Source organism: Synechococcus sp. CS-603, assembly GCF_977929215.1.
Genome location: NZ_OZ376778.1, coordinates 2,335,740 through 2,348,639, shown reverse-complemented (window position 1 = coordinate 2,348,639; position 12,900 = coordinate 2,335,740). Strand labels below are relative to the sequence as shown.

At 64.1% G+C, this 12,900-nt stretch carries 10 protein-coding genes; 6 read left to right on the top strand and 4 right to left on the bottom strand.

Annotated features, from left to right (window positions below; translation table 11 throughout):
* The first annotated feature begins 16 nt into the window (after positions 1-16).
* Positions 17-1,102: a class I fructose-bisphosphate aldolase gene (locus tag ACXMDM_RS12395; protein ID WP_071799818.1), complete on the top strand. Its 1,086-nt coding sequence runs from the start codon at positions 17-19 to the stop codon at positions 1,100-1,102.
* A gap of 31 nt (positions 1,103-1,133) precedes the next feature.
* On the opposite strand, the gene nadA is transcribed toward ACXMDM_RS12395, so the two are convergent.
* Positions 1,134-2,144, bottom strand: a complete 1,011-nt coding sequence (gene nadA / locus ACXMDM_RS12390) for a quinolinate synthase NadA (RefSeq protein ID WP_120352741.1) — start codon at positions 2,142-2,144, stop codon at positions 1,134-1,136.
* A gap of 94 nt (positions 2,145-2,238) precedes the next feature.
* On the opposite strand from nadA, the gene ACXMDM_RS12385 reads away from it, so the two are divergent.
* From ACXMDM_RS12385 to ACXMDM_RS12375, 3 genes are all read left to right on the top strand, one after another.
* The gene (locus ACXMDM_RS12385) at positions 2,239-3,039 is read left to right on the top strand and encodes a TIGR04168 family protein (RefSeq protein WP_499569724.1); all 801 of its coding nucleotides are present in this window, start codon (positions 2,239-2,241) and stop codon (positions 3,037-3,039) included.
* Positions 3,033-4,118 (top strand): hypothetical protein, encoded by a 1,086-nt coding sequence (locus tag ACXMDM_RS12380; RefSeq protein ID WP_071799816.1) that lies wholly within the window; start codon positions 3,033-3,035, stop codon positions 4,116-4,118. The genes ACXMDM_RS12385 and ACXMDM_RS12380 overlap by 7 nt, the downstream gene beginning before the upstream one ends.
* Before the next feature lie 607 nt (positions 4,119-4,725).
* Positions 4,726-5,379: a glycoside hydrolase family 24 protein gene (locus tag ACXMDM_RS12375; protein ID WP_233830945.1), complete on the top strand. Its 654-nt coding sequence runs from the start codon at positions 4,726-4,728 to the stop codon at positions 5,377-5,379.
* Positions 5,380-5,385: 6 nt separating this feature from the next.
* Here ACXMDM_RS12375 and ACXMDM_RS12370 read toward each other — a convergent pair whose 3' ends face one another.
* The gene (locus ACXMDM_RS12370) at positions 5,386-6,222 is read right to left on the bottom strand and encodes a TPM domain-containing protein (RefSeq protein WP_071799814.1); all 837 of its coding nucleotides are present in this window, start codon (positions 6,220-6,222) and stop codon (positions 5,386-5,388) included.
* A gap of 47 nt (positions 6,223-6,269) precedes the next feature.
* Here ACXMDM_RS12370 and ACXMDM_RS12365 point away from each other — a divergent pair, with 47 nt between their 5' ends.
* Positions 6,270-7,559 carry a class I SAM-dependent methyltransferase gene (locus tag ACXMDM_RS12365; RefSeq protein WP_499569721.1) on the top strand — a complete coding sequence of 430 codons (1,290 nt, stop codon included), beginning with the start codon at positions 6,270-6,272 and terminating at the stop codon, positions 7,557-7,559.
* A gap of 38 nt (positions 7,560-7,597) precedes the next feature.
* Entirely contained in the window at positions 7,598-9,028 is a 1,431-nt protein-coding gene (locus ACXMDM_RS12360; protein WP_071801847.1) for an NAD(P)/FAD-dependent oxidoreductase, read from the top strand.
* Here ACXMDM_RS12360 and ACXMDM_RS12355 read toward each other — a convergent pair.
* Both ACXMDM_RS12355 and ACXMDM_RS12350 read right to left on the bottom strand, forming a co-directional pair.
* On the bottom strand, positions 8,988-10,094 hold the full coding sequence (locus ACXMDM_RS12355) for a metallophosphoesterase family protein (protein ID WP_071799812.1): 1,107 nt from the start codon (positions 10,092-10,094) through the stop codon (positions 8,988-8,990). The two genes, ACXMDM_RS12360 and ACXMDM_RS12355, sit on opposite strands and share 41 nt — an antisense overlap.
* A 344-nt stretch (positions 10,095-10,438) precedes the next feature.
* A complete protein-coding gene (locus ACXMDM_RS12350) occupies positions 10,439-12,874 on the bottom strand; it encodes a plasma-membrane proton-efflux P-type ATPase (protein ID WP_071799811.1) in 2,436 nt (811 codons plus the stop codon).
* Positions 12,875-12,900: the final 26 nt, after the last annotated feature.

Sequence of the window (12,900 nt, the reverse complement as noted above, 5' to 3'; positions counted from 1 at the left end):
CATCGCCGCTGGCCCCATGGCACTCGACACCTATCGCGAGGAGCTGGAGGCCACGGCCGCCGCCCTCTCCCGGCCTGGCAGTGGTCTGCTGGCGGCCGATGAATCCACCGGCACGATCGGCAAGCGCTTTGCGGCGATTGGACTGGAGAACAGTGAGGAGCACCGCCGCGCTTATCGCACTCTGCTGGCCACCGCCCCTGGCCTCGGCGAATGGATCAGTGGCGTGATCCTCTACGAGGAAACCCTGTTCCAGCAGGCTGCCGCCAGCTCCAGCCAAGCGGGCGCCTCGATCCTCGATTGTTTCAAGCAGCAGGGCCTGATCGCCGGCATCAAGCTGGATCTGGGCGTGGAGCCCCTGGCCGGTGGCCTGCCCGGCGAAAGCTGGTGCACCGGGCTTAAGGGTCTGCGGGAGCGGGCCGCGAGCGCCTATGCCCGCGGCGCCCGCTTTGCCAAATGGCGGGCGGTGCTGCGCATCTCAGCCGATGGCTGCCCGTCGGAGCTGTGCGTGCGTGAGAACGCCTGGGGGCTCGCTCGCTATGCCCGCACCGTCCAGGACGAGGGCCTGGTGCCGATCGTGGAGCCGGAGATCCTGATGGATGGCGACCACGACATCCTCACCACCGCCGCCCTGCAGGAATGGGTACTGCGCACGGTTTATGAAGCCCTCGGGCTCAACGGAGTGTTCCTGGAGGGCACCCTGCTCAAGCCCTCGATGACCCTCCCCGGCGCCGACTGCACCGAGCGCCCCAGCTCCGAGCAGGTGGCCGATTTCAGCCTGCGCACCCTCAAGCGCAGCGTGCCCCCCGCCGTGCCGGCGATCCTGTTTCTCTCGGGCGGACTGGGCGAGGAGGAGGCCAGTGTGTACCTCTCCGCCATCAATGCGGCCGCTGCTGGCGCCCCCTGGCACCTGGGGTTCTCCTACGGCCGTGCCCTGCAGCATTCATGCCTCAGCCAGTGGAAGGGCCACGATCTGGCGGCGGGTCAGGCGGCCCTGCTGGCCCGCGCCAGGGCCAACGGCGCCGCTGCCCGCGGCGTTTATGTGCCGGGCTCGGAACCCACAGATGATGCAGGCTCGCTGTTTGTGGCGAACTACAGCTACTGAGGCGGACCTGCGCTGAGGAACGCGATCCAGCTCAGACGCTCAGTTCCAGCATCCGCTGGATCGGCGCCAGGGCCTTCAGCCGCATGGCTTCGTCGAGCTCGATCGCCGGGGCCATCGTCTCGAGGCAATGCCAGAGCTTCTCCAGCGTGTTCAGCCGCATGTAGGGGCAGGCGTTGCAACTGCAGCCGTCGAGACCCGGCACCTCATAAAAACTCTTGGCCGGCACCTGGCGCCGCATCTGGTGCAGGATGCCGGGCTCGGTGAGCACGATGAAACCGGGGGCCGGGCTGGCGGCCGCGCGGGCCAGCAGCTTGCTGGTGGAGCCGATGAAGTCGGCGAGATCGAGCAGGTTGGGCTGGCATTCCGGATGGGCGATCACTTCGGCCTGTGGGTGCTCCAGCTTCAGCCGCAGCACGGCCTCCTCGCTGAAGGTTTCGTGCACGATGCAGCTGCCGGGCCAGAGGGTGAGTTCACGCCCACTCTGTTGGGCCACCCAGCGACCCAGGTTCTGGTCGGGGGCGAACAGGATCGGCCGCTCGGCTGGCAGCTGCTGCACTAGGCGCACGGCGTTGCTGCTGGTGCAGATCAGGTCGCTCTGGGCTTTCACCGCCGCCGAGCAGTTGATGTAGCTCACCACCAGGTGGTCTGGGTGCTCGGCGCGGAAGGCGGCGAAGGCGTCGGCGGGGCAGGCGTCAGCCAGGGAACAGCCCGCCTCCAGATCCGGCAGCAGCACCATTTTGGCGGGGCTGAGGATCTTGGCGGTTTCGGCCATGAAGTGAACGCCACAGAAGACGATCACCTCGGCGTCCGTTGCAGCCGCCTGTCGGGAGAGCTCCAGGGAATCGCCGATGAAATCGGCCACGTCCTGGATTTCGGGGCTCTGGTAGTAGTGCGCCAGGATCACGGCGTTCCGCCGGCGCTTCAGGGCGTCGATGGCCCCCGGCAGGGCCGCGTGGCTTGGAGCGGAGCCTGAGCCGGCAGCGGTGGTGGTGGGAGAAGGGAAGCGAGTCTCAGAGGCCGCGAAAACCAACCGGAGCCTCATTTGCGGCAGGATGCTCCCAGCCTAGGGAGTCGACACGGCGCAGATACGCATCGCCATTGCCGGGGATCTGCACGGGCAGTGGGATCGCAGCGACGTGGCCCTGCTGCGCATCCTGGCGCCCGATGCCTTTCTGGTGGTCGGCGATCTCAGTGATGGCCAGGAGCGGATCGCCACCAGCCTCGCCTCGCTCGATCAGCCACTCGCCTGCATTCTCGGCAACCACGACACCGGCAAAGACGACAGCGGCCGCAAGCTCCAGCGCCAGATCGACCTACTCGGTGAGCGCCATTGCGGCTGGCGCCGCTGCGACCTTGAGCCAGCTGGACTCTCGGTGGTGGGCGGGCGCCCAGCCAGCGCCGGCGGCGGCTATCACCTTTCCATGGGGGTGAAGGCGCTGTGGGGGCCGGTCTCCTCGCGGGAATCGGCCGATCGGATCACGGCGGCCGCCCTGGCTGCCGATCCAGAGCGCCCCCTCGTGCTGCTGGCCCATTCAGGCCCCACGGGCCTGGGCAGCGAGGCCCGCGACCCCTGCGGCCGGGATTGGAAACCTCCCGCCTGCGACTGGGGCGACATGGACCTGGCGATGGCGATCGAGCGCATCCAGCGCCAGCGCCCCCTGCCGCTGGTGGTTTTCGGTCATATGCACCACCGCCTGATGCGTGGCAGCGGCGAACGCCGCAGCTTTCTGGTTGATCGCCGCGGCACCGCCTATCTCAATGCGGCCTGTGTGCCGCGCCACGGCATCGACGGTGAGGGGCGGGAACTGCGCCATTTCTCCTGGGCCGAACTTGACGGCCACCGGCTGGTTCACGCCAGCCACCGCTGGTACAGCCCGGAAGGTCGCCTGCTCTATGAACAGACGTTGGTGGAGCAACCCCTTGCCGTGACGTGCTGATCTATGCCTGCGTCAGCGGCCACGGCTTTGGCCATGGGTCGCGGGTGGCTTCGGTGCTGCTGGCCCTGGCGGCACGCCAACCCTCCTGGCGGCTGGTGATCTCCAGCTCCCTGCCCACCTCCTTTCTCGCCGGCGCCTTCGGGGCCACTCCCTTTGAGCACCGCCCCTGTGGCTGGGATGTGGGCGCTGTGCAGGCTGATGCTCTCGGAGTGGACGGGCCGGCCACACTCGCGGCCCTTGCGGCCCTGGAGCAGCGCCTGCCTGGGCAGATCAGCACCGAGGCGGCCTGGTTGGCGGCCCAGGGCGGCCCTGCGCTGCTGCTGGGCGATGTTCCCCCTGCCGCAGCCCGGCTGGCGGAAGCCACCGGGCTGCCGTTGCTCTGGATGGGCAACTTCGGCTGGGACGACATCTACGCCCCGATGGGCGGTGCGTTCCTGGCCTGGGCGGAGCGTTGCCGGGATCTGTACCGCCGGGGTGATGGTCTGATCCGCTGCCCGTTTTCGCTGGCCATGGACTGGCGGCTGCCGGAGACGCGGGTGGGACTCACCGCCGGGAAGCCACGGCTGAATCCGCAGATCCTGCGCCGCCAACTGGATCTGCCCCAGCAGCGACAGCGCTGCGTGCTGCTGGCCTTCGGTGGCTTCGGCTATCGGCTCGATCCCGAACTGTTTGGACGCTGGCCCGATTGGTGGTTCATCAGCTCCGATCCAGCGGCTGCAGCCGCACCGAATGGCCGGGTTCTGCCCGCAGACGTGCGGCCGCTGGAGGTGATGCCCCTGTGCGAGCGGCTGATCGGCAAGGCGGGCTACAGCAGTTTCTGTGAGGCCCTCTCCAATCAGATGGGAGTCCATCTGGTGGCGCGGCAGGGCTTCGCCGAGGCGGCGGTCATGGAGCGGGAGCTGCAGCGCTGCGGGCCGCACCGGTTGCTGAGCCAGGCCCAACTGCTGGGCGGTGACTGGCAACTCGACCAGCCGTTGCTGGCCGCCCGGGGGGCGCCACTGGTGAGCGATGGGGCGGAGCAGGCGGCTGAGGCGATCGAAGCCTTTGCGGCTGCAAGAGCGGCTTCGGCACTAGCCTGAATGGCCGAGAAGCGCTGCACTGGAAGGCTTTTACTGGAAATGCCTATCGATGCTCATGGCTTCAATCAGGAGAGCTGATCATCGCGAAAGATGGGGCCCTGATCAACAAGAATCCTTGCCTGAGTCAGTGATGCGAACGCCCACACCACATCTGATAACCGGTAGACACTTATGCGACTGTCACTTATGCGAACACCTGTGGGCCCGGTATTTGTCAAGTTATCCAACGACATAGCCCGCCGCGATGTATCCATCCATCTCTCCGACGGTTCCTGATCCAAATCTTTCACGATTCATCTGCTGAAGCACAAAGTTTTCTCGCTCAGCTGTTCTGCAGTCGTTCCAACTAATTCCCGCCGCAATTTGGTTGCGATCGCAACCTTCTTCGTTTTCTTGTTGCGTCAAAGTCCGCCAAATTCCCATGGCGGTCACTGCTTTCTGAGGTGGCTAATGCCTTGCGTTGTTCTTCCCCACTCACGACATCCCCGGTTTGCCTAACTTCTTCCCGCCCGCTCGCCTCCTCCTCTCCGCTCTGTTGATCGGGGCAGCAGCCCCGGCTCAGGCCACCATCTGGCAGGAGATTCGTCGTCCCAGCATGAGCGCTCCCATGGCCTCCCCACTGGAACCCCGTTCCGTGGCCGCGGTGGATGTGCGCGAAGCCGCCGACACGGCCCGCTCCTTCGCGATCACGCCGGAACGACGGGCCCTGCTCAACACGATTCGCTTCGCTGAGGGCACCTGGGCCAACGGCCAGGACCAGGGTTACTGGATCCTGTTCGGCGGCTCGTTGATGTCCTCCTTGGACCGTCACCCCAACCGGGTGATGCGCACGGCCCGGTATGCCAGTGCAGCTGCCGGTGCTTACCAGTTCATGCCACCCACCTGGGACATGGTGACCCGTCGGATGGGTCTGGGTGGCTTCGGCCCTGAGGTGCAGGATCAAGCAGCGATTTTTCTGATCCGCCACCGTGGAGCCCTTGAGCTGGCAGACCGCGGCGTGATGACCCCGCAACTGGCTGCCAAGCTGGCACCTGAGTGGGCCTCCTTCCCCACCCTCGCTGGCCGCAGTTTCTATGGCCAGCCGGTCAAGCGCTTCACCGAGCTCAAGCAGTTCTATGAGGCCAATCTCTCAATGCTGCGGGCCAGCATCATCCGCCGCAATGACATTGCCCAGGCTCAGACCGTGGAGCCGCCGATTGCTCAGTGCACCTACGGCAGCCTGGCTTGTGCCCTGCGGGATGTCGGCAGCACCCCCAACTAAATCAGTTCAGGCCTGATCGCCGCTGAGCGGGGGCTTGCCCACCGTGCGCTGGGCGATCAGGTAGGCCAGCACCGTTGAGCCCAGGAAGCCGAGGCTGTTGCGCAGGATGGGCAGCAGATCTGAGGTGCGCGTGATCACCGGCCCAAGTCCAAAGATCAGGAACAGCATTCCCCACAGCGGTGAGAGCAGCAGCACCCAACTCCAGGCGACCCGATCCCCCTCCTTGCGTGGGTAGCCGGCAAAGCCGACGATCAAGCCGCCCAGCACTGAGGTGCAGAAGGTGAGCAACCACTGCTCCTGGGGAAGGCCGGGCACCACCTGACAGCCGCCCCGCTCCAGGCAGGTTTCCACGGCAGCGAGGGAATCAACGATGGCGCCGTCTTCGCCGTGGTCGCGCACGTAGTACTGGTTGCCGTAGCGCGTCTGCAGCTCCACCCAGAAGGTGCGGGGCATCAGGGCGAACAGGGCGTCGCCGACGTTGAAGTTGAGCAGGTTGCCGCCGCGCGGATCGGCCACAAGCACGAGGCTGCGCTCATCGAGCCCCCAGAACTCCTTCACCGCCAGGCCGGGGGTGCGCTCGTACTGGGTGAGGACCCGCAGCTTCCAGCCGCTGCTTGTTTCAAAATCGGCCAGTTCGGCTTCCAGGCTGTCGCGCTGGCCGTCGGTGAGGGCCCGGGCCAGATCGATCACCGGGGTGGGGTGATCGGGAAGCAACTCAGGGTTGTCCGCCGCCATCGCCCCCCCGGCCAGGCCGCCCAGGGCCGTCAGCAGCACCAGCAGGGCCGCCGCGATCCCGAGCAGGCCAGGCGGAGGAGTGGGACGGGATCGGTCGGCTTGACCCATGCGGCTGCTTCAGTGACGCTTCATTCTCTTCCAGCCAGGCTCCTGCCGTGCCCGTTCCTGCCTGGCTGCAACAGCGCCTCGAAGCGGCAGGCGGCAGCGTGCCCTTCGCCCGCTACATGGACTGGGCGTTGCATGACCCTGAGCACGGTGCCTACGGAGCTGGCCGCCTGCGCATCGGCCGCCATGGCGATTTCGCCACGGCCCCGTCGCTGGGGGCTGACTTTGCCGGCCTGCTCGCGGCCCAGGTTGCCCAGTGGCTCAAGGAGCTTGCACTGGATCCACCGACGCAAGACACCTCTTCGCAGGAGATCGGCAGCTCCCGCCTCTCCCTGATCGAGACCGGCCCTGGCGAGGGCGACCTGGCCGGGCAGCTGGCCGCTGCGCTGGTGGACGGTTGGCCGTTGCTGGCGGCCTGCACCGAGCTGGTGCTGGTGGAGCCCAACGCCGGCATGGCCGCCCGCCAGCGGCAGCGGCTTGAGGATTGCCCGCTGCCGGTGCGCTGGAGCAGCTTCGAGGAGCTGGCGGCGCGGCCGCTGCGGGGCGTGGTGCTGGCCCACGAGGTGCTCGATGCCCTGGCGGTGGAGCGGATCGTGAGCAGCGGGGCGGGCTGGCGCCAGCAGCTGGTGACGCTCCAGCAGGGAACGTTGCGGCTGGAGCCCGGCGGACCCCTGGAGCCGGCGGCAGCGGCACGGCTGCAGCCCCTGGGCCTGCAACCGCCTGGGGAGCAGCGGCCTCCAGGCTGGTGCACGGAGCTGCATCCGGGGCTCGAGCCCTGGCTGGCGGCCTGTGGTGCGGCGCTGCGCTGCGGCCGCCTGCTGGTGGTCGACTACGCCCTGGAGGCCTGGCGCTACTACGCGCCGCAGCGCTCCAACGGCACCTTGATGGCCTACCGGGGCCAGCAGGCCAGCAGCGATCCCCTGGCCGATCCCGGCCACTGGGATCTCACCGCCCACCTCTGCATCGACAGCCTGGTGGCGGCGGCCAGCGCCAGCGGTTGGCAGCTGCTGGGTCAGTGCCGCCAGGGGGAGGCGCTGCTGGCCCTGGGGCTGGCGGAACGGCTGCACGGGCTTCAGCACCAGGGCGGCGCCGGGCTGGGCGAGCTGCTGGCCCGTCGCGAAGCCTTGCTGCGGCTGGTGGATCCCGCCGCCCTCGGTGATTTCCGCTGGCTGGCCTTTGCCCGGGGCGAGTCCGGAGCGGATCAGGCCCAGCCCCGTTCAGGCGACACCCCCTGTTTTTGGCCGAACCGGCCTAGCCCGCCCATCAAGGCCCAGCCCAGTTCCCGCCCTGCCTGTGCGAGTGCTGCAACGGAGACAACCCGCTCGGCGCCTGCGCCCTAAACGTCAACTTGTTGGTCTTGCTGATGCTCACCGATTCAATGGCGCCGGAACGCTTCTTTCTTGAACTCGACCCCCCCGCCGCCACCCAGGCGAGCTGGCCCCATGTGGTGGTGGTGGGCGGTGGCTTCGCCGGCGTTCGCGTCTGCCAGGCCCTGGCCCGCCAGCCGGTGCGCGTCACCCTGATTGACAAGCGCAATTTCAACCTGTTTCAGCCCCTCCTCTATCAGGTGGCTTCGGGGCTGGTCTCGGCGGCGGATGTGGCCTCGCCCCTGCGCCAGATGGTGGGTCAGGCCCCCAACGTTCAGGTGCTGCTGGGGGAGGTCACCGACCTTGATCTGGAGAACCGTTCCCTGCGGTTCAACGGCCATCACTACGGCTACGACCAGCTGGTGCTGGCCTGCGGTTCGGGCAGCACCTATTTCGGTCACGAGGAATGGCGGCCGCTGGCACCGCCGATGAAGATCCTGGAGCACGCCCAGGAAATTCGTCGCCGGTTGCTGATGGCCCTGGAAGAGGCCGAGCAGACCACCGATCCCCAGCGCCGCCAGTTCCTGCAGTCGGTGGTGGTGGTGGGTGCCGGGCCGGCCGGTTGCGAACTGGCGGGCTCCCTGGTGGAGCTGATGCACAGCGCCATCCGCCGCGATTTCAAGCAGTTGCAGGTGGAGCTCTGCCGGGTGGTGCTGGTGGATGCGGTGGATCGGGTGCTGCCAACAATGCATCCCAGCCTCTCGGCGGCGGCAGCGGAGTACCTGGAGCGCAATGGGGTGGAGCTGTGTCTGGGCTCAATGGTGGGGGCGATCGAGCCGGGCAAGGTCCTGCTCAAGGAAGAAGGGGAACCCCGCTTTCTCGAGGCCGCCACCGTCTGCTGGACCGCTGGGGTGCGGGCCTCACGGCTCGGAAAACTGCTGGCCGAGCGCAGCGGCTGCGCTGTGGATCGCCTCGGGCGCGTGCTGGTGGAGCCCGATTTCTCGGTGCCGGGTCATCCGGAGCTGCGGGTGGTGGGCGATCTCTGCAGCTACGGCCACACCAGCGACGGCGCGCCGCTGCCCGGCATGGCCGGCCCGGCGGTGCAGATGGGGTCGTGGGTGGCCGGCGACATCCTGCGCCAGATCAAGGGCGAGGTCAGTCCGCCCTTCCGCTGGCTGGATCTTGGCTCCATGGCGGTGATCGGTCCGCTGTTCGCGGTGGCCGACCTGCGCGGCCTGCGCGTCACTGGCTTGCTCGGTTGGCTGCTCTGGGGACTGGCCCACCTGGCCTTCATCCCTGCCACCGAAAACCGCATCACCCTGCTCACCCGCTGGCTGTGGCAGATCGCCACCCGTCAGCGCAGCGCCCTGCTGATCACCGGCCGCCCGGAGCAGCACATCGGCGTGGATGTGGGCCTGACGCGGGCTCCGGCGGCCACCGAGATCTCCGAGATCCCCGGGGTCAGCCGGCTCGCCGCACCAGCGCCTGGCCCTGGCGGTTGATGATTCGACCCGGGAGGGCGTTGCGGTTCACCACCTCCAGGGTGCGCAGGTTGTAGGTGGTGTCACGGGTGCTTCCGCTCTGCCAGGAGAGATCGAGCACGGTGAGGGTCTGGAAGGCGGCGGCGCCTCCCAGGAGTAGTTGGCGCGGGCCGCTGCCGCTGGCGCCGAGCGCGAAAAGATCGAGCTGGCCAAGCCGGGCCGGGAAATAGGCGTGCTGGTGGCCGCTGATGTAGGCCTCCACGTCGTAGCGCTCCAGGAGCTGGCGCAAGCTGCTCGCTCCGCTCAGCACGTTGCCGCCGCTGTCGCGGCCCTTGGCCACGGCCTGCAGGGGCAGGTGGCCGAGTACGAGCCTGCGGCGGGCCAAGCGGGCGGCGTCAGAGGCGAGGCTGCGCTCGGCCCAACGCAGCTGCTCGGCTGAAATCAGGGCGGAGGAGGCGTCCCAGACCAGCAGGAACAGCCCATCCTGCAGAACGGAATAGAAGAAGGGAAAGCCCGAGGCATCCAGGAAGGAGAGCCCCAGATCTTTGCGGCGACTCGTCCAGAAACGGGCCGCTTCCTGGCGCTCACGCTCGAACGTGTAACGCCCGCCGCTGCGGCTCGACGACGCGTCATGGTTGCCCATCGTTGGCGCAAAGGGCAGGCCGGCGTTGCGTAAGGGCGCCAGGATCCGCCCCCCGAAAGACGCCCACATCGCCCTGAGCTGGCCATCGCTGAGGCTGGTCTTCTGTCCGGCCACCATGTCGCCGGCGCAAAGCACCAGGTCAGGGCGCAGCGAGGGGATCAGGGACACGGCCCTGGCCACCTCGGGGATGTAGGTGGTGGAGCCGTAACTGGAGTTGAGATCAGAGATCAGCACCAGGCGGAGATCGGCCCGCGCTGGCAGTTTCACTCCGGCGGCAAGTTCCGCCGCGCTCGCCGCTCCTGGGGCTGCCGCAGCGCTGGCGCTGATCTCGCCTTCAGCCGTCTGGCTCCCCCCAGGCCAGACCCCCAGGGCCCGCAAGCCACCGGCACCGGCGGCGCCGGCGGCGAGGGCAAGAAGCTTACGGCGAGAAAACGGCGCATTCATGGACTGACGCTACCAATGGCTGGCAAAGGCCTGGCTTCTTACCCGGATGCCCATCCACCCTGTCGTTGATGTTCGTGGGTGCGAGCGCGCGTCTCAGCCATGAATTGTGAAACAGATACAGCTATCGCATCAATAGATAGAAAAAGGCTCGCCAGTAAGAAACCATCTTCTGGAGCAGCTCTGGACCTATGGAGCCAGCTGGAACGGTGAAAGATGGAGAGTGGTGATGCCTTCGTTGGGCGAGCCCTTGCTGTTTAGTTGAACCACTCTGGCGGAGTTGATTCCGCAACGCTCATCCACTAACGCCCCATATTCTGACCCTAAAACTCAGCGATTGAAAACAATTAGGAGAATTTCAATCGACGCGGTATTAGAAGCCAATAGGCGAGTAGCTTCACGCGGTCATTGACAAGGAACCAAACCAGTGCGTAGCCCCAAACGAACAGTGCCCAGCCCCAGCCGAGCGGTGTCATGAAGAACCCATAGACGGCGATCACCGTGGCAAGAGCCTGGGTGCCGAGAACGGCGAACCATAGAATCCTTGCGGGACGAATCGACCAGAACGGTCCTTGTGTACGTGTCAGGAAGATGGTTAAATGTCCTGCGATAGAGAGTTTTAGGTACATCAAGGTCTGGATATGGTCGCGATCTAGTAGAAAAACACGCTCTCCCAGATAAAATAATCCAAATGCAGAGATTACGCCCATTACGCCCAGCACGGTAGAGATGCTTAGCACTAAGCGCATATCCCATACTTCAGGCTGATCGCGATAATGAACGCGGTCATAGGCGATCGATAATATTGCACCATCGTTGAGTAATGCCAGTATGACGATCATGACAGCGGTGACAGGATAGAAGTTGAACACCAGGATTGCCAATGTCATCAACAACAGAACGCGCAGCGTTTCGGTGATGCGGTAGATCGCGTAGCTGTTCATCCGTTGAAAAATGCGGCGACTCTCCTTGATCGCTTCAATAATCACCGACAGTCCAGGCGTCAGCAGCACAATGTCTGCGGCTGCCCTTGCCGCCTCTGTTGCATCCGAAACAGCAATGCCGCAGTCCGATTTTTTCAGCGCAGGGGCGTCATTCACACCATCACCGGTCATGCCAACAAAGTGACCGTGTTTTTGCAGCACATCGACAATATGGAACTTGTGTTCAGGGAACACTTGGGCGAAGCCATCGGCTTGCTCGATGGATTTAGCTGCCGCCGTTGTCTCTTGCTGCTTGACATCGCCCAGACTGCTGGCATCGAGAATAGTTGTGCCCAGCCCCAGTACTTTTGCTGTTTCCTTAGCGATCGCGAGTGCATCGCCTGTCACCATCTTGATCTGAACACCCATCTTGCTTGCCGTAGCGATTGTGCTCTTTGCATCGCCCCAGGGCGGATCGAACAAGGGGAGAACCCCTATAAATTGCCAGGGCCCATCCCCTTCTGCTCGCGCTACTCCCAACGAGCGAAACCCTCGTGCCGCAAATGCATTGACAGCCTTGTCAACGGCCATTTTAATCTCCTGAGTGTTTTCAGCTAAAGCAAGAATTACCTGCGGTGCTCCCTTGGTCACCTTGAAGGTCCTGCTGTCACTACCCTTGACTGTAGATTCAGTACGTTTATGCACTGGGTCAAAGGGGATAAAGTGGACGATCTCGTAATTATTTAGAGACTGGTTGCTCTTTATCCCATCCAATACAGCGAGATCAATCGTGTCATTGTTTTCCGAGCGTGATGCCAGCGCACCATAGAGAATGACCTCCTCGACAGAACTTGAGTTGACACAAAAGGGATCTCCTAAAGTTAACTTATTCTGGGTCAGTGTGCCAGTTTTATCCGCGCAGAGAACGTCTACACCTGCTAACTCTTCGATTGCAACCAATTTGCTTACGATCGCCTGTTTCTTGGCAAGCAATCGGGCTCCAACGGCCATTGTGACCGAAAGAACCGTCGGCATGGCGACAGGAATCGCCGCTACTGTCAACACCAAGGCGAACTGCAAGGTTGTAAGGATGGGATCCCCTCGGATGATCGCAACGACAATAATTAGCGTTACAAGCCCCAAAGCCAGGACAATTAGATAATTGCCAATCTTCAAGACTGCCTTTTGAAAATGGCTGACTGTCTGTCCTGTCTGCACGAGTTGCGCGGTCTTACCGAAGTAAGTCTTTGAACCTGTCGCGTAAACTATTGCACTGACTTCCCCCTGGCGAAGGATTGAACCTGAATATATGGCCTCGCCAGACTTGCGTTCAGTGGGTAAAGATTCGCCAGTCAGAGCGGATTGATCGACTTCGACTGGATCCCCATCAAGCAGGCGGGCATCGGCGGGCACAATGTCACCAAGTCGCAGGCGGATCAAATCACCTGGTACCAATTCACGAGATGCGATCGTGATCCACTGTCCATGCCGTTTGACTCGCGCTCTTACAGACAGCTTTGCCTTCAGTGCAGCGATTGCGTTGCCCGCCTCATGTTCCTCCCAGAAGCCAACAAAAGCATTGGAGATCAGCAACAGGAGAATGATGAAGAAGTCAGGCCAATGTCCCACTATTGCCGAAAGAACTGCTGCAATTTCAATCATCCATGGAATTGGTCCCCAGAAGTTCTGGAGAAAAGCCAGAAAGGGATTGGCTTTTTGTTCTTTTAATTCGTTTGGTCCGTACCTAGAAAGGCGTTGATCAGCTTCCTCTTGGCTGAGCCCTGTCTTAGATGTTTTGAGTTTTGCTATCAGATCAGGTATTGATAGATTACTTGAAAGCTCTGTATCTGTTGATTCCATTTCTGAGCTTTTCGATTGACCTGATC

What these genes read in the sequence shown, in the direction of transcription:
- ACXMDM_RS12355 (WP_071799812.1), bottom strand. Translation starts at nt 10,094, where the DNA reads ATGAATGCGCCGTTTTCTCGCCGTAAGCTTCTTGCCCTCGCCGCCGGC.
- ACXMDM_RS12370 (WP_071799814.1), bottom strand. Translation starts at nt 6,222, where the DNA reads ATGGGTCAAGCCGACCGATCCCGTCCCACTCCTCCGCCTGGCCTGCTC.
- ACXMDM_RS12395 (WP_071799818.1), top strand. Translation starts at nt 17, where the DNA reads ATGGCACTCGACACCTATCGCGAGGAGCTGGAGGCCACGGCCGCCGCC.
- nadA (WP_120352741.1), bottom strand. Translation starts at nt 2,144, where the DNA reads ATGAGGCTCCGGTTGGTTTTCGCGGCCTCTGAGACTCGCTTCCCTTCT.
- ACXMDM_RS12360 (WP_071801847.1), top strand. Translation starts at nt 7,598, where the DNA reads ATGGCGCCGGAACGCTTCTTTCTTGAACTCGACCCCCCCGCCGCCACC.
- ACXMDM_RS12375 (WP_233830945.1), top strand. Translation starts at nt 4,726, where the DNA reads ATGGCCTCCCCACTGGAACCCCGTTCCGTGGCCGCGGTGGATGTGCGC.
- ACXMDM_RS12350 (WP_071799811.1), bottom strand. Translation starts at nt 12,874, where the DNA reads ATGGAATCAACAGATACAGAGCTTTCAAGTAATCTATCAATACCTGAT.